This window comes from Sporosarcina quadrami, from assembly GCF_014836615.1.
Lineage (GTDB): Bacteria > Bacillota > Bacilli > Bacillales_A > Planococcaceae > Sporosarcina > Sporosarcina quadrami.
On the sequence record NZ_JACSQN010000001.1, the window covers coordinates 23,001 to 48,561 of the forward strand.

Sequence of the window (25,561 nt, forward strand, 5' to 3'; positions counted from 1 at the left end):
CAAATGACTCAGCAAACAGCTGTTCAGGAACAGCAAGTTGCAAGTAAAACCGTGAAATTTGAGATTCAACGACAAGATACACCTGAATCTGCACCTTATTTCGAGAAATTTGAAATACCTTACCGTCCGAATATGAACGTCATTTCCGCATTGATGGAAATCCGTCGTAATCCGGTGAACGCTGAAGGTAAGAAAACAACACCAGTCAACTGGGACATGAACTGTCTGGAAGAAGTTTGTGGAGCATGTTCAATGGTCATTAACGGGCGTCCACGCCAATCTTGTACTGCACTAGTTGACCAGTTGACACAGCCGATCAAACTTGAGCCGATGAGAACTTTCCCGGTTGTACGTGACCTAGTTGTCGACCGCGAATTCATGTTCGATTCCTTGAAGCGTATTAAAGCTTGGATTCCGATTGACGGTACGTATGACTTAGGTGAAGGACCTCGTATGCCTGAGCGTAAACGTCAATGGACGTACGAGTTATCTAAATGTATGACTTGCGGTGTCTGCCTTGAAGCTTGTCCGAACGTGAATGACAAAACAAACTTCATCGGTCCTGCATTGTTGTCGCAAGTCCGTCTGTTCAATGCACATCCAACGGGTTCCATGAACAAAGACGAGCGTCTAGCAACAATTATGTCTGACGGCGGTCTAGGTGAATGTGGTAACTCGCAAAACTGTGTTGTTGCTTGTCCAAAAGGAATTCCTTTGACAACTTCTATCGCAGCACTTAATCGTGATACTACAGTTCAAATGTTCAAAAACTTCTTCGGAAGTGACCATATGGTTGACTGATTTCATTATCAGTGAAAGCCCTGCTCACAAGTTAAATTGTGTAGCGGGGCTTTTTGATATGATTTTTGAGATGAACATTTAGCAAATCTTTGCTATAATAAAAGAATGAATGTTCATTCATTTTGAAAAGGGGTGTGTAAAATGAGAATTTCGTATATTGAAGACATGGAACAATGGATGGAAGACTTTACTTTTTCAGTACCGGTATCAGTTCGTTTTTCTGAAACGGATATGTATGGGCATTTGAACAATACTGTTACATTTACGTATTTTGAATATGCACGTATCGAATATTTGAAAACCGCTGGTCATATGATCGACTGGTTAGATCCGAAAGGTACTACAATACCAGTCGTTGCAGATTTACAATGCGATTATATGAAACAAGTGTTTTTTGATGAAAAACTGTCCGTTTATGTGAAAGCTGCCAAAATCGGCAATAGCTCAGTAGACCTACATTACATGGCGAAAAATGCAAAAGGTGAGGTTGTTTTTACAGGAAGAGGGTCCATTGTTCAAATTGACCGTAAGACTGGAAAAGCGGTTCCTTGGAAAGAAGAAGAAAAAACAGGATTTTCTTTTTAAAACAGTGTTCGAGCCGGCACAGCCTATCTCTTTTTCACATATTGTAAAGTGAACGTGGATAGGAGGGGGCGCGTCTTGACTGGAGAAATGAAAAACCGTTCTTTACTAACGGCAAGAGAGCGGGAAATATTCGATCTTTTAGTGAATGACCATACGACGAAGGAAATCGCAGGGCGGCTCGGCATTAGCGAAAAAACCGTCCGGAATCATATTTCGAATACAATTCAGAAATTAGGAGTTTCCGGAAGGGCACAAGCGATTGTCGAATTGTTGCGATTAGGCGAACTGGACCTGAATTAGGGTATAATACCTAGAAAATGAATGGTCAATCCGTTGCCGGCACATATCATCAGGAAGAAAAACTTGCCGAAAACGATATATACATGTAAATTACTTAAAAAAGTTGCGTTATGTCATGAAAAAGGTGACAATAAGTAGACAGTATTCGTTTTCAGGGAGCTGGTATATGTGACGGAATACAATGGAATTAGTCTGGACGGTGTCGAAAACATCGCACGGATGGAAAAAGAACTTAGATATATATCTGGGATCATCAAACAGCAAGGTCGTAAACTGTTAGGTAATTATTCAATAACACCTCCGCAATTCGTTGCGTTACAATGGTTATTTGAACATGGCGATATGACAATTGGCGATTTATCCAATAAAATGTATTTAGCGTTCAGTACGACGACGGATCTTGTCGATCGCATGGAAAACAATCAGCTCGTCAAGCGTGTCCGTGATGAACACGATCGACGTGTTGTCCGTATCCATCTGCTTGAAGAGGGTGGAAGAATTATTGAAGAAGTTATCGATAAACGTCGTAAATATTTGAATTCTGTTCTCGTCGATTTTACTGAGGATGAAATTACGGAGTTCTCGAATTTATTGACAAAATTGCATGAAGAGATGATTAAAGAGTGAGCGTCGCGAACGATTCACCAATTGGTGTAATCGATTCCGGTGTTGGTGGGTTAACAGTCGTAAAGGAAATGCTTGCGCTTTTGCCTACTGAAAAGATTATCTATATTGGAGACGATGCGCGATGTCCGTATGGCCCTCGCTCCGTCGAAGAAGTGAGAAGCTTTACAATGGAGATGGCTCACGCCTTATGTGCGATGGATATAAAGATGTTAGTCGTCGCGTGCAATACTGCAACGGCTGTTGCGCTAGATGACTTGCGCGGACTATTTCCGTTTCCTGTTATCGGTGTCATTGCACCTGGTGCAAGGGCGGCGTTACGTGTATCGACGACAGGGAAGATTGTCGTTTTAGGAACGATAGGCACTGTCAAAAGTGGTGCGTATGAGTATGCGATTTCTGCATTATCACCTAACGCCCGTACAATCTCTCTGGCATGTCCTCTTTTTGTCCCGCTTGTTGAAAGTGGACAGTATAAAAATGTCGATATTCGACCAATCATCAAATCGTCTTTAGAACCTATAGCACATATGGAGTTTGACACCGCCATTCTCGGCTGTACGCACTATCCATTATTGCATGATGCTATCCAACAGGAATTACCTGTTGGTATAAATATCGTTTCATCCGCCAATGAAACCGTACTGGACGTACAACGAACTTTAGAAGAACTGGCGCTGTTTACTCCTTTCAAAAAGAGAGAAGCACCGCTGTTCTATACGACAGGTGAGTTGGACGTATTCGCTTCGATTGCACAAGATTGGCTAGAAATCGATCAACCAGACGTCAGACATATCGTTTTAGGAAACCCGGATCCTTTCTAAGGTATCCGGGTTTTTGCTATGATGAAATTGTCTATGATAAGATGGAGCAACATTGAAAAAGTGGAGGTATTTAATATGAGACATGATGGTAGAACTGAAAATACAGGAAGACCAGTCACAATTGAAACAGATTATTTGATTCACCCGGAAGGTTCCGTACTTATTTCTGTTGGAAACACGAAAGTAATCTGTACAGCATCGATAGAAGAACGTGTCCCACCATTTTTACGCGGAAGTGGACAAGGGTGGGTCACAGCTGAATACTCTATGCTACCGCGTGCGACTGGCCAACGTACACAACGTGAGTCGTCTAAAGGTAAAGTCGGTGGTAGAACAATGGAAATTCAACGTCTAATTGGACGCGCTCTGCGTGCTGTTATAGACCTTGGAGCACTTGGTGAGCGGACGGTATGGATTGACTGCGACGTCATCCAGGCGGACGGCGGAACGCGCACAGCGTCCATTACAGGAGCATTCGTCGCAATGTGTATCGCTGTTGCCAAAGTGACGGAAGAAAAGGGACTGAAAAAATTTCCGATTAAAGATTATTTGGCAGCGATTAGTGTTGGTAAGACAGAAGAAGGCATTTTGATTTTGGATCTTGATTATCCAGAAGACTCCAGTGCGGCAGTAGACATGAACGTCGTCATGACGGGGGCAGGAGAATTTGTCGAATTACAAGGTACTGGAGAAGAAGCGACATTCACTAGACAGGAAATGAATGACCTGGTTGAATTAGCTGAAGTTGGAATTCATCGTTTGATTGACATCCAAAAAGATGTATTAGGACCAATCACTTCACAAATTGATGTACAGGAAGGCGATCTATTATGAAGCAACTATTAATCGCAACGAATAATAAAGGAAAAGCGAAAGATTTTGAAGCGCTATTCAATCCTCTGGGCGTCAGTGTAATGACATTGAACGACTTGGAAGAAACGATCGATGTAGAAGAGACAGGTACTACATTTGAAGAAAACGCCATACTGAAGGCGGAAGAAGTAGCGAAGCTTCTAGGCGTAATGGTCATCGCAGATGATAGTGGACTTGAAGTCGATGCGTTGGATGGCGCTCCTGGCGTCTATTCCGCTCGTTATGCGGGCTTGGAGAAGAATGATGAAGCCAATATAGACAAAGTGCTCAATGGGCTTACAGACGTTTCTGAAGAGAATCGTACTGCGCGTTTTCGATGTGTACTTGCTGTTGCAGGTCCTGATATGGAAACAGTAACGTTCTCTGGAAGCTGTGAAGGTTCGATCCTTCATGAAAGAAAAGGAACGAATGGGTTCGGATATGACCCTATTTTCTACACACCCGCAAAAGGCTGCGCGATGGCAGAACTATCCGCGGATGAAAAAGGGGAAATCTCTCATCGGGGGGCAGCTTTAGCGCAACTGAAAGAGCATCTTCCACAACTGATGGAATCATTTGGTGAGCCGAAATGAAAATCATTGTCATGAGTGACTCGCATCGTAATAAGGAAACGGTGAAAACCGTTTCTGCGTTACATGCGGATGCAATTTTCCATTGTGGCGATAGTGAACTAACTGTCGATGATCCACTTTTAAAGGGTATGCATATCGTAAGAGGGAATTGTGATATGGATCAGCGATTTCCGCGCTCGCTCGTCGTAGAAGTCGGTAATAAGCGCGTCCTCGTTGTCCACGGCCACGAACACGATTGCAAAAGGACATTAATGCCGTTATATTATGCAGCCCAAGAACAGCAAGCAGACATCGTCCTGTTCGGCCATTCGCATCTATACGGAGCGGAAATGAAAGACGGCATCCTATTCCTCAATCCGGGCAGCACATTATTGCCACGCGGAGGGAACGAAGCAACATTTGCAGAAATAGAATGGGATGAAACGATCCGAATTACATTCAAAAATCTTGCGTTTGAAACGATCGACGAAATTGAACTAAAAAACTTTCAAAAATAGTGTTGACTTATTTCCGTCCCGTGCCTATAATAAGATTTGTCGTTTGCGATAACTAAATTGCAAATCGAACATGTCTCAGTAGCTCAGCTGGATAGAGCAATGCCCTTCTAAGGCATCGGTCGGGGGTTCGAATCCCTCCTGGGACGTAATTAAATCAGTCACAAACCATTGATACGATTGGACTTGTGAGAAACTAAGGATTCGGTCAGGGCTTCGGTCACTGGTGCAGAATCCCTTTTTTGTACCCTAACAATTTACGTATAATAAGACACGAAATTATCTTCCAATTCAACTGAATGGAGGATTTTTTATTATGAAGAAAAAGATGGGATTATTTGATGTGGACTTCACATTTACAAGCAAAGATTTAACGAGCCATTGGATCTGTTGTCAACACACTCTATTAACCTTTCTTATCAGCATGGATTTAGTGCAGTGATAAACTACAAGAACACCATAAAGATATAAAAAATGATTCTTAAGTTTATGATACAATGGACTTAGTGAAACTAATAAGCAAACCATTTCCAATAACACTTCATTACAAGAGATGTATTTTATTGAAAGAAAATAAAATTCATCGATTAGTGAAATTAACAACTTTGGATTGGAATCATACTTACTAAAGGAGATAAAAGTAAATGAAGAATTCGTTAAAATATGTTGGTATAGTAATTATTGGCGCTATAGCTGTCTTTTTAGGGAATTTACTTTTTACTGAATACCAATCTTACAAGCACGAAAAGGAAATAGAAAAAGTAGTAGCAGAACGGCTGAAGATAGAGAGTGCAGAAGCGATGGAACTTGCTATTAGAAGCGTGGAGTTTGGTAAGCCAAGAATAAAAGAAAACGAAGATAAATATAAGCTAACAATTTCTAATAGTGGGGACAAATATATTGGAGGCTATTTCTACCTGTATTTATATGATGACAATAACAATGAAATTTTAAGAGAATTAATGAGTATTCCCTCGTTTGGACTGACTCCTTATGGAGACTATGTTTTTGAAGGATATATTGATAAAGAGTATATAAACAAAGTTCGAGATTACAAGATTAAAGGTGCAAATTTATATGCGAGCCAATAATGGTATATAGACCTTTCGACACTAATCGCTAAAATTGTCGGAACCTGTGCAAGGAAAATTCAAGATAATTCAACTAACTTGAATACAATATGCTCTATCCAAATGGAGTACGGCATGTCCCGCTAAAAAAATTATGCAATTGTATTGGGTTTACTGAATAGGTGCCTGTTTTAATCATCGGTTGAGATTGATTTTACGAAGCGACGTCTGAATAAGCTACGCAAATGAAAAATCCAACCTGCAAATAGGTTGGGTTTTTTCCGTCTGCCTAAAAAAATTGGACGAAATTTATTTTTATCATGTGTACACTTTCTGCAAATCCCCTTCTATATAGAGTATTACAAGGCTGTTCATTACAAAAAAAGAAAGCAGGGAATTGGTAAGGATACAGGTTGGATGAAATTACATCGGGCGTTACGTAGCAAACCAGTGTGGACGGACTCGACACCAGAACAGAAAGTGGTGCTCATTACGTTATTGCTGCTGGCGAACTTCGAAGAGAAGGAATGGGAGTGGGAAGGAAAGATGTATATCTCAAAACCAAGACAATTCATCACGTCTCTCGCGTCACTCGAAATATTATGCGGCAAAAAAGTCAGTGTGCAAAATATCCGGACGGCCATCAAACGGTTCGAAAAGTTCGGTTACCTAACAAATAAGTCAACAAGGCAAAACCGTCTCATAACCATTGTCAAATGGGACTTCTACTAGCAAAACGGCAACTCCCTAACAAAGCAGCTGCACTTTCATCAACATACGCTTAACAATCAAGTAACAACTACTAAGAACTATAAGAACGTAAAGAATAAAAGAACACATCTTCCGCTAGCGCTAGATCCCTTTACCAAATTTTTTTTTTGGGGAAGCGTTATCTCGCTCAAAAAGCTGTACACGGTACGATGCTGAAGGAGAATTACCTCATTTCAGAAACGGGATGACGATGCAGCACTTCTCAGATTCTGTACACAAAATGATCTTTCAGGCGATGCTAGTGAAGGGTTCTAATTAAAATCTGAATTGTTTTAGAATATGGTACTCGAAATTATAACTATACGCTCTAAACTCCTATGTACAGCACTCTAATGAGAGTTGGCATAATGGGGGAGGCAATTAATAAATATCGGGCACGGTTGGATACAGACTCTATAATGAGATAAGACTAGTGAAATCATTTGTTAATCTTTAATTAATGAAAAACCAAACCCGTATATTAAACGGTTAAAATGTTTGTTTGAGGAGTTAAGAGTAGAGGTTGTACGATTTATATATTAGGTTGGACAGTTTCAAGAAAAGGTAGGTGAGTTGTTTTTGGGGAACAACGGATGACCCTTTGTTCCCGATTGTAATCTTATTTAGATTTAAAGATTTTTTCAATGAAATATCACTAGTGTCGCAATAAAATATTGATGCAGAGTAATAGATTCTGAATACTCTTTAATTACTCTTTTCCATAAAAAAATCCTTTACAATGGGTTGGAGGCAGTAATCCATCCAAATCCAAAATAAAGGACAATCTCATGGATAAGATTACACGAAAAACAGCATTTGAGCAATGGGCAGAACCCATTTCCAATGAATTATTCGCGGAACAGGTTCAGCTTCATTGTCTCGATCACTATACAAAGAAGCTGCATATGGCTTCGTTTATGAACTTACTCTTGTACGCGCAGCTTCATGAAACGGAAAGTTTACGCGCCGTCAGTGATAGTGTATTTTCCGAAGAACTTCAGGAAGCCACGAACTTGGATTCCATCAGCTTCTCACAGCTGGGCAGGCGTCTTCGACAAGTGCCGACCGAATTCTTTCAAGCCATTTTTCTCGATCTGGTGTCTCAGATCCATGAAGCGACGGATTTTAAAACGCGACGCAAACAGACGACTCCGCTGAAAATCATTGATTCTAGCACATTGCCCTTAAATTTGAATAATCACCGCTGGGCAGAATTCCGAAAAACGAAGTCTGGCATTAAGCTTCATCTGCGGCTTGTGTTCTTGGAAAATGGTTGTTCTTATCCTGACCAGGCAGTTTTGACAAACGCCAAGGAGCACGATCGTGGGCAGCTAGAAATACTGGTCGATGACAAGGAATGCTTGTATGTGTTCGACCGCGGCTATTTAGATTACGAACGGTTCGACCGCATGACGGATGAGGGCTATTTCTTCGTCTCTCGTCTGCGGAAAAACGCAGTCGTACGGAAACTTGAACACTTCAACCTGCCGGAAGACACCGTCGTATTGTCGGATGAAATGGTCGTCATCGGCACCACACAAAACCGTTCGGAGAATGTATTTCAGCTTTTGAAAGTGCTTGATTCTAAAGGCAACCAACTGAATCTGGTCACGAACCGTTTCGATTTATCTGCAGATGAAATCGCAGAACTGTACAAGTCTCGCTGGGCCATTGAACTGTTTTTCAAATGGATGAAACAACATTTGAACATCAAGAAATTCTACGCACAGAGTCAGCAAGGCGTGAACAATCAGGTGTATCTGGCGATGATCGTCTACTGCTTGAATGTGTTGGCACAGTTACGGACAAAAAGTAAGCGAACCTACTTGCAGATCAGCCGCTTTCTAAAGGCTTCTTTATGGAAGTCTGCACATGTTTGGATTCGAAAGATTGAAGATAAAAATGCGCCGTAACGATAGCAACCCCTTTCTGTCACAGTAGCAATAGGTATAGTAAAAAAATGGATGTTGACTGTCTCTGTTCAGCTGTCTTCGTTTTTTTCCTTGCGGACAGAAAAATGTAAACTGAATGTTTCGAATTTATTTATGCGACGATAGTGATGAAATATAAATAAATAATGGTATAATGTAGAAAAAGAGGTGAGGGAATGGATTTAGAAAAGGCAATAAAACATGCTTTAGATGGTGACGCTATAATATTTACTGGTGCAGGATTTTCCTCTGGAATGAAAAATGTTTCAAATACGGACATCCCATTTGCGGGTACATTAAGTGAAGATTATTTATCTAAAGAATTAAACATAGTTAAACCTTCAAAAGATTTAGGTCTAATATCTAACTTGTATATTGATAAGCTAGGAAAAGAAAGTTTAATAGACAAATTAGAACAACTATATATTTGTAAAAATGTATCTGGAGAAGCTAGTCAAGCGATGATTGCTAAAGTACCATGGCAAAGGGTTTATACAACTAATTATGATGATGTATTCGAGAAAGCTTCTTCTATGAAAGGGAGAAAGAGAATACCTATAACTTTAAGTAAAACAGCTAAAGAATATTCGGGTAAAGATGTGATATTGCATATTAATGGATTTATTAATGAATTAACTCCCAAAACCTTAATGAGTGAGTTTAAACTATCTAAAACTAGCTATTTAGTTGAAAGTTTTAAAGATTGCAAGACAGGTTGGTTTGATATATTTAAATCTGATTTGGATGCCGCATCAACAGTTATATTTGTAGGTGTATCTTTTGAATATGATATTGATTTACAAGAAGTAATATATAATAGTGAGAATTTTAAAGATAAGATAATTTTTATTGATAATGTTTTACCTTCAGACCATGATTTTAATGATATTACGTTTAATTATTACAAAGAAAAATTTGGAGAGGTATATAATATTGGTATAGATGCTTTTGCTGAAGAAATAGCAAAAATATCATTAACACATACCAGAAAAAATAAATCTGTAAATTTTTCTTGTTTTAAAGAAGTAAAAGAAGGAAATTATATAGAATTGAATTCTAATGATATTCGCGACTTATTAAAAATGGGTTTTATTAATGAAAAAATAGCCTATTTTAATCGAAATAATAATAGTTATTTAATTAATAGAAAAGAAGCAGATAATATCTTAGAAGAATTAAAAAATAAAACTAAATGTATATGTGTAATTTCAGGTATGTCCAGTGGGAAAACCTCTTTGATAACATCTTTAAGTAATAAACTCACTGAAATTGGTAATGTTTATTTGTATAAATCTACAAATAGAAATTTACATAAAGAAATAAAAGAAATTGGATTAAAAAAAGGTCCTGTCTATATCATTTTAGAAAATTATAATCAATATCTTGACATTTTATCAAAATTGAAAAGCATTTTACTATCTGATAATGTTCATTTAATTGTTACAGCTAGATCGTTTATACATGATACAAGAAGAGATAGTTTGATTAGAATTGCTGGTTTATCGGAGCATGATGTCAAGGAGTTTTATGTTGATTTCATAAATAAGGATGATATAGATAAAGTGATAAATCTGCTGGAGTCATCGGACTATTTCCTGGATTTTAGCAATTCTTCGATGAGAGATAAAAGGAATATCATCCAAAAAAAATGGAATTCACAATTTAGTGATATATTATTAGAATTAATAAAATCTCCAGTAATTGAAAAAGAGATAAGAGATATTTATCAGGATATATCAAAATCGAGATTGATGGAAGACTTGGTATTGATAGCTTGTATTTTTAAAGTGTTTGCTATTGATTTGTCATTGAATGATTTCCAAACACTTTTAAAATCTAAATCCTTACCGATTTCATTTTACAATGATGAATCATTAAATCAATTTATCAGACCCGCTAATAATGAAATTCATATGCAATCAACGGTTTTAGCGAAATATATAGTTAATAATTTTGGTCAAGAAAACTTATTAGACTTATTAAATATTATTAACGAAAATATAAACGATTTACCTGATCAATCTAAAATTAGAGCGGTGAGAGAAGCTATAGTTTCCTTTTCTAATTTAAATTTACTTATAAATAGAGATAAGGGAATCATAGATTTTAACGAGATTGTTGAATTTTATTACAATATAAGAAATGTATCTTTTTACAAGAAAAACGAGTTTTTCTGGTTACAATATGGAATAGCTTGCTTGGAAGCTCAAGATTTTGAGAGAGCGCATGCTAATTTAAACCAAGCGTATAAAATTGGGCGAGAAAAAAAATATACATTTGATACTTTCCAAATAGATACTCAATTCGCAAGGTATTTACTTGAAACGGATTTAGAAGATGAACAAGACAGTTATAAAAGATTTGAGAAAGCACATGAGTTATTAGTAAAAGTTATTATGAATGATAAATGTCAACCACATTTAGTCTTTAAAAGAGTTTCAAAATATAACGATTATTATGAGCGACATAAAGATAACATTTCAAATGATAATAAAAATAAAATGATAAAATCTATTGAATATTTTATTGAAATAACAGAAACATATATAAATGAAAATAAAATCGTTAAAGAACCAGTAAATATTACTAAAAGAAGAGTTAATGCTTTAAAAGAATTAAAAAATAAAATATTTTATCATGGTGCATTATTAAAAAGATAAAATAGGTTAAATAAGTTTTTAGGTGTTCATTAGATGTGAAAAAATGATTACATGTTGTATAGTATTAAACTATATATTTTTTTTTGAATAAGAAATCTGTGCCAATGAAGTCAAAGAAAAATAGGGAATTAAACTGAGCTGCCTCAGAAGTTCGACTTCTCGGCAGCTTTTCCCTCTTTACTAAGCAAAGCACATCTCCAAATCATCGTAGCTTCAGCTATTAAAGCAGATGCTCATGCATCATGAGCTGATAAACTTGTAAATAGTGAAGGGTACCAGGTTCTAATTCAATTCTGAATTGTTTTAGAACCTGGTATTTGAAATTATATGAAATCGTTGCTTGGTGGCACAGGTGCTGGTAATGGGGATAAAGAACTAAAGAAGGTGCCCCTTCGAGACCAGATTGCATTGGCAGAGAAAATTGTGTCTGATAAGAAGATGAAAGTAATTGCTGAGTGGGCAGGCAGCTTCAAACAGATTGCCCGTAAAAAGCAGAAGTCCAAACATAATGAGGCTATGGAAAGAAGCGGAGTCACCCTAGGCAACGAAATTGAACGGTTATTGCCGATGGAACTAGGATTATACACGCATGCAACAACCAAGAACGACTTCCTACTTCGGTATATTGAAGGACAAACGATGCAATATGAGCAAAAAGGGCAAGAAGTATTAGGGAAAGGTCCAATTGTACTTTGTCTGGACCAGTCAGGCAGCATGAGCAAACTTGATACACAATAAAAAGGCTTTACGTTAGCCCTGATGTCGATTGCGAGAAGACAGAGAAGGGATTTTTGTTTGATCTTGTTTTCTACACGTACACAGATCTTTCAATATGAAAAAGGCAAAATTAAAGGGGCCGATATGGTTAGGTTCGCACAAACATTCTTAGGTGGCGGTACGAACTTTGCACTTCCCCTGGATAAGGCAATGAAAGTCATAAACGAAAGTCGTTTTAAACAAGCTGATGTCGTGTTTGTTACGGACGGTGAAGACAGGTTAAAGGATTCTATTTTAGAAGCTTTTAATCAGAAGAAAAAAAAGAAACAGTTTAATGTGCTATCCCTTGTAATTGGTAGTAGAACGGATACGGTGAAACAGTTTTCCGATTAGGTTGTCCAAGTTAAAGACTTTGATGATGAAGGTATTTTTTACTGCTTTTGAAATCTGAGTAGGCAAGGAGGAGTTATATATGACGTCATTTATTAGAAAATTGGTGTCATATGTGATATAATGAGCATATTATGAAAATAGATAAACATAACATTATCACGTTGTTAGATGAGAATAATCAAGATGTAGTAGGGGAGTTCCTTTCTCAATTATCCAAAGAATCTCAGTACACTGAGGAAGCAAAGCTTCACTTAATGTTTTTACATAGTGCGTTTAATTTGTTGAGTGTGCAACCTTTAGAAAATCTCATTAATACGATGACGGAAATTACGATTATACTCAATGGTCATTCGAGAACAAAAAGATACGAGTTGGTAAAACCTTTAAAAGTCATACCAATTTATGAACTTCGCTACGCGATGAATCAAAATGAGCATTTACGATTTTTATTTTTTCCATTCCAGTATAAAGGAGAATCCAATTATATCTTTGTGAAGTATTTCAAAAAAACATGGAACCCAACTGTTGATGAAACGAATGAAATGAGAGATCTAACCTATCAAATGTATAAAAGAGTACAACTTAATCCTGAATTTTATTTGGAAGGGACGGATTGAAATGAAACGGACAAAAGACCTTTTAGCTATGACTACCTCGATGTTAAAAGAAGGTCATTCCGACTTGAAGCGAAATTTAGATGGCCTATCACCGGTTTACGCAAAAATTATCTTCTCACGTCGGATTACACTTGGTTTCTCGCAAAGAGAACTTGCTGATTTAGCGAAAGTTGGACAAAAAACTATATCCCGGGCAGAAGGTGGTTTTGATAATTTATCAACAGAAACATACAATAAAATTTTTCATGCACTTAGCCTTAGCGTGAGAGATGTTGCAGAGGCCATGATTCAGCTTGGTATTGACGAGCAAGCCGTAACGATTTGATCAAGGACATATAAGTGAATTAAAACATGTCGCCTCAGAAGCTAATACCAACTTCTGGGGCGTTTTTTTGATTATTCTATTTGAAACCTCTAAAATAGAATGTACTAAGCAAGATGGTGGTAGCAATGGACAAGGATCATAAGCTTCAAACCAAGGGAAGGGGGGAATCACATAACAAGTACAGAATCTTTTTTAGCCCATCATTTTAAGGGAATAACTTTGGCTCCTGCATTGTTCTATGCCAGCGAAAATGGTATCCGATTTGAAATTGCAAATCCAGTCATACCTTATGGACATCCAGATGATTTGAAGCAGGCATTTCACCGGTCGATTGATTATTTGACGAAGTATTCGACACGGAGGATGAAATTCTGTTGGTTACAGAAGTGACTAGTCCACCCAATAACGGGTATCTACAACAGAAACCATTGAACGTATATCGGAAGTATGTGAAGCAGAAAGAGCTGTTATATACGCTTCAACATGGAATGATTCCGGATGCTTTTGACGAAGAGGAACATATGAGTATGCATCGGTTTTCACTACGTTGTCAAAAGCGAGATATTCGGTACCAAGCTTTGTTGCGTGCAATTTGCCACGAAGACTATATACATCCTTCGAGGATTTTGAAAAATGACCAACAAAGTGGTTACGAGATTTATTTTCTTAATCTAACAAAAGGACTTATTTATCATTTGTATGATGATTGTGGGTGTGACATCCTAGCTTCGGACAAGGAAAGTATACGGTTTTTGTATGAAGTGTATAATGAGTGGATTTTGGATTATGATCGAAAGAAAATCATAGGGTCTTTTGACTTTGGTTGAGTTAACTTGCTACTTAAAAGTTACGGGGTGGTGGCTTTAAGCCTAGCTAGTGTCAATATAGTTATTTCTTATTTTGATTAGATCCAGTAACCAAGTTGGGAATTAGAACAATTTAAGATTATCATCCTTAATATGGTAGAAATGGCAGGGGGAATAGATGTGCAAAAGGTGATTTATTTTGATGAGGGATCTGCTACAGATATTTTACAAATAGAATATGGAGGCGAGCTCATTTCAGTTGATGAAAAACACGGAACGATTCATTTTGGAGGTAAAATAGAAGCTTCAGCGGAAGTAGGAGCGGGTACTAATTTCTTTACGGCAATTAAGGCAGCTTTTAGTGTGAAATCAAGCGTAGATACCGCAAGCACTAGTGATTCACTCGTCACTAAAACTATTTCAAATACTATTCTAGCTGATTTCCATAAACTGAGTAGAAAATTAAAAGAAGAACAAAAACTACATATATTTGAGGATTTTCATATTCGTCCTATTAAAAATTCATTTGCATTTATAAAAATGATCACTCCATATATGAAAATCATCAAAGAAGATTCTCCTCTTATGGTAGAAATGCAAGACTTCGATATTCATAACTTCGATGAGATATTAGAAAACGCCAAAGGGTATTATGAACTATTGGCATATAAAGGAGATATTAAAGTCATTTTAAGGTTTAATATTAATACATTTAAGAATGCATATAGCTTGATGGATTTGCCTAAAATGAAGCTTCATTATTATGGGATAGAAGTAGGGGAAGCAAAAGAGATAGATCTAAGTGTTGAAAGTGAAATGGACGTTGATGGGCAAACTGCTCGTCTTTCAGCGAGTGAAGTATTGGGAAATGATGATGGCCCTGGTCAAGATAGCAGCTACTTAAAAGTATATGATGTAATTCTTGCTGGCGTGGAGGTGAAGAGTAATTGAAATTTAAAATAATTAATGGTCCTAAAAGAGAATTTGATAAAAGGATCCCTACTGAAAATGTTATAACACTTTCGAATTTAGTGAGATCACTAGACCCAAAAGATACTTTACTTCCAGATACTTATAAGGATTGTTACACATTAGCTATATATTCGGACGAGTATTCAGGTGTCGCAGACTTTTTCATTGAAGGTTTTTTAATCTATAGTTTATTATTCGCTAAAAAATTTGGGTATGAAGAGGTATTGCTACATAACCCACCAGCGAAAATCTTGCACCAACTTCAAGCTTCACAGACTGAACTAGAAATTTCCGTAGTCGACTATAAGTACCCTAAATTAAATTTGGGGCATTTAAGAGCTATAAAAAAGGATTTCGATAATATTATTTACGGACAATCTAATGTTAAAAATGAACTTTTAGCTTCGTTATATAGTGTGACAAACAAAGGTGTACACAAACCAACAGTAGTTATGCTATACGGCCCTACCAGTGTGGGGAAAACAGAGACTGCCAAATTTGTAAGTAAAGTCGTTAATTCAAAGAAAAAATTGTTTCGAAAACAGCTATCAATGTTTCATAATGAAAACTTTATGAATTATATCTTTGGTGATAAAAGTAATTCCTTTGCCAAAGATTTATTAGATAGAGAAAGCAATATCATTTTGTTAGATGAGTTTGATAAAGCTCACCCAATGTTTTATAGTGCATTTTATCAATTATTTGATGAGGGAGTGTATACGGATAAGTTCTATGAGTTGAATTTAGAAAACACAATTATTTTTTGTACTTCAAATTATCAAAGTGAAAAAGAGATAAAGGAAAATCTGGGTGCACCTATTTACTCGCGTTTTGATAATTTTATTAAATTTGAAGAGCTCTCTACTGATGCTAAAGAAGCAATTATAGATAGTGTTTATGAAGAGGAAATTGCTAAATTCAATAAAGATGATCAAAGAGAAATTGAAAAGCTTGAGCTAAAAATCAAACTCAAAAATAAAATTAAATCATTGAATAATGCGAGGGAAATTAGGAAGATTATGATACAAACGATGTCGTATCCTCTTATCAATAAACTCTAGATTTTAATGAAGATAGGAGCTAATGACGTAAAATTGAAAAGTGTATATTGATGGAATAAATTTACTGTGATACACACTTAAGCAATGGGGTGGTAGCTATGACAAAAATTATAACTTTTAAAACAAGGCGGCAGTTGGAAATAGAAAAGGCAGCGAAAGTTGTAAATGAGTGGGAAGCTCACTTGGAATGGGAAGAAGCGAATTGGCATCATGTAATTGAAAAGGAAATCGAAGAAGAGCAGAGCTTATCTTTAGAGGAGATTGAGTGGTTGAAAGAGTGGATAAAAAAGATAGTTAACAGGCACAGTGTTACTATCAATTTTACATATAATTGGATATTTAACTTATACTCATATTATATGCGTAAAATAGTAAGAACCTTGCTATATAAGGGGGAAAACGCTCTTACAAACATCCTCCTGGGACGTAATCGTATAGAAATAAAAAAGCACTACAAACGTTGTGTATATAACGTTTGTAGTGCTTTTCAATTTCAAGTGAATCAGTTATCAATTTATCTTCAATAGTATATTCCACATCCACCATCAATCCTCATTACTAGGAAAAGCAAACGTCGACACCGACTCACTATTCTCCTCAAACCACTTCTCAGAAACAGTTTTCGTCTTAGTAAAGAATCGGACATGATCAGGACCAAACATATGCCCCTCACCAAACCTGGAGCGTTTCCAGCCAGCGAAGTTATGATAACCGACAGGTATTGGAATGGGCACGTTGACGCCGACCATGCCAACGTCAATTTCCGTTGTAAACTTGCGGGCGGCGGCCCCGTTATTCGTGAAAATCGTGACACCATTGCCGAGCTCATGTGCGTTGACCAATTCGATTGCTTCCTCTAACGTGTCTACTCGGACGACGTTACGAGCAGGGCCGAATACTTCTTGCTCATAAACCTCCATACCAGGTTTGACATTGTCTAATAGTGTAGGTCCTAAATAGAAGCCATTAGAAATTTTAGCGACATCAGGGTTGCGACCATCGCATACGAGTGTCGCGCCTTCTTCTAGGCTGCGGTCGATGAAGCCGATGATTGCATCCTTTGATTGCTTTGTAATAACGGGTCCAAAGTCAACGTCTGGATCTGTGTAGGGTCCGACTTTTAGTTTCGAGATTTTATCAGCTAGAACTTTAACAAGGTTGTTCGCTGTTTCTTCTCCGACGGGAATGACTGTGGAAATGGCCATGCAACGCTGGGAAGCGGCACCATATGCAGCGCCTAGAAATGCGTTTGCGACTTGCTCCAGATCTGCATCCGGCATGACGATCATATTGTTTTTACCGCCACCTAGTGCCGTGACTCGCTTGCCGTATTTTGAGCCGGTTGCAAATATATAATCGGCAACAGGTGTGGATCCGACAAAGGAAATTGCTTCAACAGTAGGGTTTTCTAATAGTTCATTGACCGCATCCTTGTCGCCGTTAATGACTGTCCACACACCATCTGGCAAGCCCGCTTCTTTCCACAGTTCCGAGAAAAATAATGCGGAGCAAGGTACACGTTCGGACGGCTTTAAAATGACGGAGTTGCCGACTGCGACTGCCATACTTGTCATGGCAAGTGGCACCATCACTGGAAAGTTGAATGGGGAAATCGCTGCAACAACGCCGAGTGGCACTTTTGCGGAATACGCATTAATATTCCCACCCACATTGACAGAGTACTCACCTTTTAATAGATGAGGGGCATTAATCGCTAAATCGACGGATTCTAGACCTCGAGTAATTTCACCTTTGGCATCGTCGACTGTTTTGCCGCTTTCCAAACAAATGATGTCTATAAGTTCATCAATACGTGCAGTCATTAATTGCCTAAACTTCATGACGATTTCTGCGCGTTTGCCAACAGACAAGTCACGCCATGCTGGGAAGGCTGCTTTTGCAGTTTCAATAGCATTTTGTACTTCTTCTTTTGTTGCGATAGGAACACGTGCGATGACTGCTCCTGAACTTGGATTAAAAACATCCGAAAATTTCCCGCTCGAGCCTGCAACGATTTCACCTTTTATAAAGTGTCCTAGCTCTTTTACGTCTGTATTCGTTACCATTCAATTATCCCTCCTCGTATTACGCTTTAGGTAATAGTTCATATAAAGCGTGTGTCAGTTTCTCAACAATGAAGTCTTTTTCTGCTAACGAAATAATAAGTGGTGGAGCGAGTGTGAGCACATTGTTGCAACCTGCGACTGTAACACCGTTTTTGCCGATAATTAACCCTTGTTCTTTGCATAATGCAATCACTTTATTGACGGCAGTCACTTCAAGTGGCACTTTGCTTTGTTTATCGCTCACAAGTTCAATGCCGACGAGTAAGCCTTTTCCTCTAATGTTGCCGACATATGGATGGTCCTTTAAGCGCTCTTTGAGTTCCGCATGGATAATTGCGCCCATTTCTTCAGAACGATCAAATAAGTTCTCTTTTTCCATAATCTCAATGTTTTTGAGTGCAACTGCACATGCTGCTGGTGAACCGCCGAATGTATTAACGTGGCGGAAAAAGTCATACTCTTCGCTTCCTGTAAAGGCCTCATAAATCTCTCGACGCACAGCTGTAGCGGAGAGCGGCATATAAGCGCTTGTTAACCCTTTTGCCATTGTGACAATATCCGGCTGTATGCCATAGTTTTGGAAACCGAACGCTTTTCCTGTTCGTCCGAAGCCACAAATTACTTCATCCACAATGAGTAAGGCACCATGCTTTTCACAAATCTCTTTCACTCCGCGTAAATAGTCTTCATGTGGCATAATGACACCGCCACCTGTAATAATGGGCTCGAGTATAACGCCAGCAATCGTCTCGGACATTTCCCACGTCATGACATTGTCAATCGCCTGAACAGACGGGAGGGAAGTAGGGTCCGTAATATGATCTTCGTTTGCACGATATGCATCAGGTGGGGCAACATGCAGGAAGCCAGGTGCTAACGGTTCGTATTTATATTTGCGCTGTGCTTGCCCTGTTGCCGCTAATGCACCCATCGTACTGCCGTGGTAGGCACGATAACGGGCAATGAATTTCGTGCGAGTCGTATCTCCTTTTTGCTGGTGATACTGACGGGCGATTTTAAACGCAGCTTCGTTCGCCTCTGAACCGCTATTCGAATAAAAGACAACATAATCGTCACCTAATAATTCGCTGATCTTTTCACTAAGTTGAATGGCAGGAATGTGCCCGACAGAGAGAGGTGTATAGGCGTTTTCCAGTAATTGCTCATACGCGACTTTGGCGATTTCCTCTCTCCCGTAACCGACATTCACACACCATAAACCAGACATAGCATCTAAATAACGTTTCCCGTCAATATCTGTGATCCATGCCCCTTTGGACTTCTGAATAATTGACGTGGCGTTCGGGTTGTAGGGCTTCATCGAATGCCATACATATTGTTCATCTTTTACTTGCCAATTTTCACTCGTTACATTCGTCATCTACCATCATCACTCCTTATGTCATCCATCTATAATTATATTATTCTGTGTATAATGAAAAATAGCAATATACACAATGACAAATGGATTGAGTATCGCTCTTCACATAAGGTGAGTGAGAGAATGGTTATTTGTAAGTGAACAGCATTAACTCAAGTGCTAGTCGCTTTTCGGTTTGCATGAATTCCTTACCGAGTAATTGTTCAATTTTGTCCAACCGATGGTACAGTGTTTGTCTAACGATGAACAACTTGTCAGCGGTCTCTTTTTTTTGTCCATTGGCTTGTAAATATACTTTTAACGTTTCGACTAACTGACTGCTATGTTTGCGGTCGTAGTCTAAAACTGGTTGTATATACTCAGTCATCATGTCGATAATTGTGGGGTTCTTTTGTAACTGCAAAATGATGTGGTGAAGATGTAAATCTTCATAGAAGTACGATAGCTGTGGGGCTTTCCATCGAAGGTGTAAAGTGTCTTTGGCTGTTAGAAAGCTCGTATTGACAGCTTGAAAATGAGTGACATATTTGCCGACAGCGACTAAAACTTTGCCATCATTTTTGTGTTTTTGCTGATCTTGCTGCATTTGTTTGATAGCTTGTTCGATTCGTTGCTTATATGTTTCGTGCGTACTTACATCCGCAACAATAAAAATGAGTTGCTGGTGCTTTTCGATAATTAACGGATAAAATTCCAGCTTCTCTAATACATTGCGCGCAAAAAGTTTATAGTACGTTAAATCACTGTCAGTACTTCTGTGGAATTGATGGATCATAACCAACCAATTACTCGTCGAACTATTTGCATGATGATCTTCTAGGAAGTACGTCAATTCTTCCTCATTTGTCTGACCATTCAACCATTGCTCTAAAAACTCACGATCTTCCATCGCTTGCTTTTCCTCAATATACAAAACTCTCAACAAAAATTGTGAAAGTGCAATAACGGTACGGTCTAAAATTAGTGCATCATATTCATCAACGACCCGCTTCGGAGAAAACAAACAAACGTCGCCATAATACTGATTAAAAATGTTCACTTCACAACGAAGTACATGCTTTTCAACATACTCAGGACTTGCATCGTGTTGCAGTTTTGTAAACTTATCCTGATGAATATTAGGTATAAATACCGGCTTTTGACTGTTGAATGTAAAAATGACTTGTAAGCCAAGATGTTTGTAAAGATGCATTAAAATTTGCTCATAATTGTTGGCGGTTAATGTGTATTTATTAATTTGCTGTGCATAGTTTTCTAAGTTTTTTACTAAACCATATTGCTGATTAATGAGGATGCTGTGTATTTCTTGTGTGATTTCGACGAACGCTACCTCTTCTTCAAAGACAATGAGAGGGAACTGGTTATCTGTCGCCAGCTTTTGTATGCAATCAGGAATTTTTTGAATAGAAGTACCAAGTTCAATACAAAGACCGGCTGATTTTGAGTCGATTAATTGATGAATAAAGTAATGAAAGTCTTCTAGCCTATTTTTTAAATGAATACCTGTCGTTAGAATCAATTCATTACCTTTTAATAGTTTGGCAGCATCCATATTCTCAACAATATGCACCCATTTAATGACATTATCTTGCCCTTTTGCTCCCGCATGAAGCTTCGCGCTACTGAATAATTTTTTCGTGAGTACATCGGCTACAGTGAGTGAAAACTCATTCATACTGCTTCCTCCTACTACGCATCATTATTGATGAACCAACACATCTTCTATTAGAAAGGCCATATATAAATTGGTCTTTGTGAACAGGTTATTCATGTCCATATCTAATAGTTGTTCTATTTTTTTAATTTTATATAACACAGTGTTGCGATGAATGTATAATCTTTCACTAATTTTACTCGTACTGCCATTTTCTTCGAGAAAAATCCGTAAAAAAGCGACATAATCGGTATTATGCAAATCATCATAACGGTAAAGTTGTCCGAGGATATCTTGACTATAGGATTCGATAAGTGTCCGGTTTTGCACGCCCATAATAATCTTATACGCGCCTATTTCTTTGTATTTGTACAAGAATCGGTTATTGTGCAACTGGGCCAGCTGAATGACAGTTAGGGATTCTTTATAGCTTTTATGGATGTTTTCATAGTCTTCATAAAAACTTCCTTTACCAATGATGATATTTAGACTGCCGTTTTTCTGTATGATTTTATCGTAAATGTCTTCAACTGTTTTTGAGAAAGGGCTATTTACAGTTGTAATTTGTGATCGGCTAATTAAATAGATGAGATGATTTTTATGCTTCAATCTTAAAATTTGTTTATATCTATTTTGAAGTGCGAATTGAATGAGGACCTCGTACTGATCAATGCTACTTTGTGCATCTGTAGTGGTACAAGTAATGATGGCCAACTCTGTGCCTTGTGGAAATCCTAGTTGCGTTAAATTCAATCTCGTGGAATCGACATGTTTGTCGTAGTGAAACAGTAAGTTGTAAAGGACTTGGTCTTCTGTCGCTTGTTCTTGCTCGTAAGTCGCAATGAATTGAAATGTCGTTTTTAAGAGATCCGCTATACGGCGATCCCAATCCATTTGAAAAATAGGGAATTCATGCTCCTCGGCAAATGAGATAACGGATTGAGGAATAGCAGGAATATACGGCCCGGTATTCACAATAAACCCGGCAATTTTTCTAGTATAAGCTTGTTTAACAAGTTCTTCTAAACGTGTGTTTTGGTGCTGGAAATTAATGCCTGTCGTAACGACTAATTCATTAGCGCGACAAAACATCGTTAAATCACTAGATTCTACTATGTTAATACCTGTCACTTTTCGGTACATACCGCTTTTTCCGGCGACTAATGTCAACATCGGGAAAAGAGCGCTTTCAACAATTTTTCCTATCGTTCCCATAACATGCCCTCCTTGTATATGAACACCGTACCATAAACTTGTGCACTTGCACATAAGTTTTTAGTTTTATATCTATATCTTCTGAATAATATATATTTTATAATTCTCATAAACACACACTTCTTAATAACTATGGAAGAGAGGACTTGCATATGTTGAAAAGTAATCGAAGTCGATTACAGGAGTTAATTGAACGGTTTAGTCAATTTGGTGCAACAGCAAATGGAGGTGTAACTCGTTTATCACTTTCAGACGAGGATGTATTAGCGAGAGACTATTTTTGTGAAGTATGCAAAGAGCTAGGTATGACTATTCAGGTCGATGACATGGCCAATATTTATGCGACTCTACCAGGAAAAAAAGAGTGTCCCCCGATTGTTATAGGCTCTCATCTTGATTCAGTTGAAAAGGGAGGTAGGTTTGACGGAGTCTTAGGGATTTTAACTGCAATCGAGGCAATTCGAACGCTGCAAGAAAACGAAATTGAGCTTGAAATTCCATTAATGCTTGTTAATTTTACAAATGAAGAAGGTGCACGCTTCGATCCTGCGATGATGAGTTCTGGTGTTCTCGCTTCAAAATTTACAAAGGAAAAAATGCTACAATCTACAGATAAGAATGGCATTACTTTCCAAGAAGCATTACAGGCAAGTGGATATGAAGGGCAGCAAGCAAATCGATTAATGGAAGCGCTTGCATATATTGAACTTCATATCGAACAAGGACCTGTGTTAGAAGCTACTCAACGTGATATAGGAGTCGTTGAAGGTGTATTAGGCATGGTGTGCTATGAAATAACAGTGACTGGTGAGTCGAATCACGCCGGCACAACGCCGATGAAGATGCGAAAAGATCCTATGATAGTGGCATCTCGTATCATTTCTTCATTACACGAGCAATTAGGTGAAATTGACGATGAACTTGTTTTTACATTTGGTCGTATGAACGTTGCTCCTAATATTCATACCGTCATTCCGAACAAAGTGGTGTTCACAATCGATTCACGTCATCAAAATCCAACGATTATGCGTGAAGTGGAAAAGCTATTGACGGGCTTACCTTCTGAGGAAAACGGGTGTCATATTCGACCGGTTAAGCTATGGGGCAGGGATACTGTAGTTTTTGATGCAGCTATTTGTGATGAAGTGGAGAAATCATGCCAGAACTTAGGGTATACGTCTAATCGGATGTACAGCGGTGCTGGGCACGATGCGCAGTTTATCGCGGGTTTCATCCCATCAGCAATGATTTTTGTTCCGAGTATTAACGGGAAAAGTCATTGCGAAGAGGAAGAAACGACATATGAAGATTGTGCGAAAGGGTCTGACGTGTTAGTCGCATCGGTGTTGTCACTTCAAAAGAAGCTAAGTCTTGCAGAAAATGTGCACTGACAAATAAGCCTACTGTACGTAAAGCTTATATTCACTACTGGAAAGGTGAGGATCGTATGAAAAAACTAATTACTGGTGGACTAATAACGACAGCGACAGACATGTATGAGGCGGATATTTTAATTGAAAACGGTAAAATTGTACAAATCGGAAAAAACTTAGCAGCTGATGGAGCGGAAATTGTAGATGCAACTGGTCAATACGTCATGCCTGGAGGAATTGACCCGCATACGCATTTGGATATGCCGTTTAACAATACAGTGACAGACGACGATTGGGAATCAGGTACAATTGCGGCTGCTTTTGGTGGAACGACAACTATTTTAGATTTTTGTTTATCTGCAGGAGAAGAAAAGCTAACGACCGCAGTTGACAAGTGGCATGAAAAAGCAAAAGGCAAATCGGCAATCGATTATGGTTTTCATTTGATGATCAGCGATTTGACGCCTGAAACAGAAACCGAGTTGCCGCTATTGCTAGAACGGGAAGGAATTACATCTGTCAAAGTGTTCATGGCTTATGCAAAAGAATTTCAAGCGACGGATCGTACGCTGTTTAAAGCCTTTAAAATTGCAAAAGACATGAACGCAGTAGTTATGGTGCACTGCGAGAACGGCTCAGTCATCGATGAGTTAGTGGAAGAGGCGAAGCAAGCCGGTCAAACTGCGCCGATATACCATGCATTGACACGTCCAGCGGAATTAGAAGGCGAAGCGACGAAACGGGCCATTGAACTGGCACATATCGCAGGTGCCAAGCTGTATGTAGTGCATGTGACGTGCAAAGAAGCGCTCGATGAAATTATTTCAGCGCGTGAAAAAGGCTATGACGTTTACGGGGAAACGTGCCCACCTTACTTGACGCTTGATCAGTCAGCGTTAGCGCAACCGGGCTTTGAAGGAGCGAAATATGTTTGGTCGCCACCACTGCGTCCGAAATATCATCAAGAGCATTTATGGAATGCGTTAAAAGCAAAACAACTTCAAACGATTGGTTCTGACCAATGTTCATTTAGTTTTAACGGGAAAAAGCAATTAGGGTTACATGACTTCTCTAAGATTCCGAATGGAGGACCGTTTATCGAAGATCGTTTCAGCATTTTATACTCTGAAGGAGTTGCAAAAGGGCGAATTTCCATACATGACTTCGTCGATATGATTTCGACGAGTGCCGCTAAAATTTTTGGTTTATATCCACAAAAAGGAACGATTGCAGTTGGTTCAGATGCGGATATCGTTATTTTTGATCCGACAGTAAAACGTGAGATCTCAGCCGAAACCCACCACATGAATGTCGACTACAACGCCTATGAAGGCTGGGAAGTGACAGGTGAGCCGATTAGTGTGCTTGTGCGCGGCGAATACGTCATAAAAAACAAACAATTTGTTGGAGTAGTAGGCAGTGGCAAATACATTAAGCGAGCTTTAAAGGTGAAGCCGAAAACTGCAGAAACGATAAACGCTTAAGTAATCAATTGAT

General features: G+C 38.4%; 25 protein-coding genes, 1 tRNA gene and 1 pseudogene. 23 read left to right on the forward strand and 4 right to left on the reverse strand.

Annotated elements, in window-relative coordinates:
• Nucleotides 1–3: 3 nt before the first annotated feature.
• The 21 genes and pseudogenes from sdhB to H9649_RS00205 all read left to right on the forward strand — a co-directional run bounded on the left by sdhB (nt 4) and on the right by H9649_RS00205 (nt 16,902).
• Nucleotides 4–801, forward strand: a complete 798-nt coding sequence (gene sdhB / locus H9649_RS00105) for a succinate dehydrogenase iron-sulfur subunit (RefSeq protein ID WP_191692616.1) — start codon at nt 4–6, stop codon at nt 799–801.
• Nucleotides 802–942: 141 nt separating this feature from the next.
• On the forward strand, nt 943–1,386 hold the full coding sequence (locus tag H9649_RS00110; protein ID WP_191692617.1) for an acyl-CoA thioesterase: 444 nt from the start codon (nt 943–945) through the stop codon (nt 1,384–1,386).
• Between the two features lie 87 nt (nt 1,387–1,473).
• Complete coding sequence (locus H9649_RS00115; protein ID WP_191692960.1) at nt 1,474–1,686, forward strand: helix-turn-helix domain-containing protein; 213 nt, start codon at nt 1,474–1,476, stop codon at nt 1,684–1,686.
• Between the two features lie 219 nt (nt 1,687–1,905).
• The gene (locus tag H9649_RS00120) at nt 1,906–2,313 is read left to right on the forward strand and encodes a MarR family winged helix-turn-helix transcriptional regulator (RefSeq protein ID WP_191692961.1); all 408 of its coding nucleotides are present in this window, start codon (nt 1,906–1,908) and stop codon (nt 2,311–2,313) included.
• Nucleotides 2,310–3,134, forward strand: a complete 825-nt coding sequence (racE, locus tag H9649_RS00125; protein ID WP_191692618.1) for a glutamate racemase — start codon at nt 2,310–2,312, stop codon at nt 3,132–3,134. The genes H9649_RS00120 and racE overlap by 4 nt, the downstream gene beginning before the upstream one ends.
• 75 nt (nt 3,135–3,209) lie before the next feature.
• Complete coding sequence (gene rph / locus H9649_RS00130) at nt 3,210–3,968, forward strand: ribonuclease PH (protein ID WP_191692619.1); 759 nt, start codon at nt 3,210–3,212, stop codon at nt 3,966–3,968.
• Nucleotides 3,965–4,579 carry an XTP/dITP diphosphatase gene (locus H9649_RS00135; protein WP_191692620.1) on the forward strand — a complete coding sequence of 205 codons (615 nt, stop codon included), beginning with the start codon at nt 3,965–3,967 and terminating at the stop codon, nt 4,577–4,579. The genes rph and H9649_RS00135 overlap by 4 nt, the downstream gene beginning before the upstream one ends.
• A complete protein-coding gene (locus H9649_RS00140) occupies nt 4,576–5,076 on the forward strand; it encodes a metallophosphoesterase (RefSeq protein WP_191692621.1) in 501 nt (166 codons plus the stop codon). Before H9649_RS00135 ends, H9649_RS00140 begins: the two co-directional genes overlap by 4 nt.
• A gap of 72 nt (nt 5,077–5,148) precedes the next feature.
• Nucleotides 5,149–5,222 (forward strand) — tRNA-Arg (locus tag H9649_RS00145).
• 495 nt (nt 5,223–5,717) lie between these two features.
• A complete protein-coding gene (locus H9649_RS00150) occupies nt 5,718–6,164 on the forward strand; it encodes a hypothetical protein (RefSeq protein ID WP_191692622.1) in 447 nt (148 codons plus the stop codon).
• A 396-nt stretch (nt 6,165–6,560) separates the two neighbouring features.
• Nucleotides 6,561–6,875 (forward strand): hypothetical protein, encoded by a 315-nt coding sequence (locus tag H9649_RS00155; protein WP_191692623.1) that lies wholly within the window; start codon nt 6,561–6,563, stop codon nt 6,873–6,875.
• Nucleotides 6,876–7,681: 806 nt separating this feature from the next.
• Nucleotides 7,682–8,806 carry an IS4 family transposase gene (locus tag H9649_RS00160; protein WP_191692624.1) on the forward strand — a complete coding sequence of 375 codons (1,125 nt, stop codon included), beginning with the start codon at nt 7,682–7,684 and terminating at the stop codon, nt 8,804–8,806.
• 194 nt (nt 8,807–9,000) lie between these two features.
• Nucleotides 9,001–11,484, forward strand: a complete 2,484-nt coding sequence (locus H9649_RS00165) for an SIR2 family protein (RefSeq protein ID WP_191692625.1) — start codon at nt 9,001–9,003, stop codon at nt 11,482–11,484.
• A gap of 327 nt (nt 11,485–11,811) precedes the next feature.
• Nucleotides 11,812–12,222, forward strand: coding sequence for a hypothetical protein (locus H9649_RS00170; RefSeq protein ID WP_191692626.1), 411 nt, complete (start codon nt 11,812–11,814; stop codon nt 12,220–12,222).
• 57 nt (nt 12,223–12,279) lie between these two features.
• The gene (locus H9649_RS00175) at nt 12,280–12,594 is read left to right on the forward strand and encodes a vWA domain-containing protein (RefSeq protein WP_191692627.1); all 315 of its coding nucleotides are present in this window, start codon (nt 12,280–12,282) and stop codon (nt 12,592–12,594) included.
• A gap of 131 nt (nt 12,595–12,725) precedes the next feature.
• On the forward strand, nt 12,726–13,211 hold the full coding sequence (locus H9649_RS00180; protein ID WP_191692628.1) for a hypothetical protein: 486 nt from the start codon (nt 12,726–12,728) through the stop codon (nt 13,209–13,211).
• 1 nt (nt 13,212) lies between these two features.
• Nucleotides 13,213–13,536, forward strand: coding sequence for a helix-turn-helix domain-containing protein (locus tag H9649_RS00185; RefSeq protein WP_191692629.1), 324 nt, complete (start codon nt 13,213–13,215; stop codon nt 13,534–13,536).
• Nucleotides 13,537–13,767: 231 nt separating this feature from the next.
• Nucleotides 13,768–14,363, forward strand: a pseudogene (locus tag H9649_RS00190) (DUF3885 domain-containing protein).
• A gap of 159 nt (nt 14,364–14,522) precedes the next feature.
• Entirely contained in the window at nt 14,523–15,293 is a 771-nt protein-coding gene (locus tag H9649_RS00195) for a DUF6414 family protein (RefSeq protein WP_191692630.1), read from the forward strand.
• A complete protein-coding gene (locus H9649_RS00200; RefSeq protein ID WP_191692631.1) occupies nt 15,290–16,375 on the forward strand; it encodes an AAA family ATPase in 1,086 nt (361 codons plus the stop codon). The genes H9649_RS00195 and H9649_RS00200 overlap by 4 nt, the downstream gene beginning before the upstream one ends.
• Nucleotides 16,376–16,473: 98 nt before the next feature.
• Nucleotides 16,474–16,902, forward strand: coding sequence for a hypothetical protein (locus H9649_RS00205; RefSeq protein WP_191692632.1), 429 nt, complete (start codon nt 16,474–16,476; stop codon nt 16,900–16,902).
• An 18-nt stretch (nt 16,903–16,920) separates the two neighbouring features.
• Here the strand turns inward: H9649_RS00205 and H9649_RS00210 are convergent, their stop codons facing one another.
• The 4 genes from H9649_RS00210 to H9649_RS00225 form a co-directional block, all read right to left on the reverse strand.
• Nucleotides 16,921–18,441 (reverse strand): CoA-acylating methylmalonate-semialdehyde dehydrogenase, encoded by a 1,521-nt coding sequence (locus tag H9649_RS00210; protein WP_191692633.1) that lies wholly within the window; start codon nt 18,439–18,441, stop codon nt 16,921–16,923.
• A gap of 19 nt (nt 18,442–18,460) precedes the next feature.
• Nucleotides 18,461–19,822 (reverse strand): aspartate aminotransferase family protein, encoded by a 1,362-nt coding sequence (locus H9649_RS00215; protein WP_191692634.1) that lies wholly within the window; start codon nt 19,820–19,822, stop codon nt 18,461–18,463.
• Nucleotides 19,823–19,949: 127 nt separating this feature from the next.
• Complete coding sequence (locus tag H9649_RS00220) at nt 19,950–21,497, reverse strand: PucR family transcriptional regulator (protein WP_191692635.1); 1,548 nt, start codon at nt 21,495–21,497, stop codon at nt 19,950–19,952.
• A 24-nt stretch (nt 21,498–21,521) separates the two neighbouring features.
• The gene (locus H9649_RS00225) at nt 21,522–22,691 is read right to left on the reverse strand and encodes a PucR family transcriptional regulator (protein WP_191692636.1); all 1,170 of its coding nucleotides are present in this window, start codon (nt 22,689–22,691) and stop codon (nt 21,522–21,524) included.
• A 152-nt stretch (nt 22,692–22,843) separates the two neighbouring features.
• Between H9649_RS00225 and H9649_RS00230 the strand changes: the two genes are divergently transcribed.
• Together H9649_RS00230 and hydA are read left to right on the forward strand one after the other, a co-directional pair.
• Nucleotides 22,844–24,082, forward strand: coding sequence for a Zn-dependent hydrolase (locus H9649_RS00230; protein WP_191692637.1), 1,239 nt, complete (start codon nt 22,844–22,846; stop codon nt 24,080–24,082).
• A gap of 56 nt (nt 24,083–24,138) precedes the next feature.
• The gene (gene hydA, locus H9649_RS00235) at nt 24,139–25,548 is read left to right on the forward strand and encodes a dihydropyrimidinase (protein WP_191692638.1); all 1,410 of its coding nucleotides are present in this window, start codon (nt 24,139–24,141) and stop codon (nt 25,546–25,548) included.
• Nucleotides 25,549–25,561 lie beyond the last annotated feature (13 nt).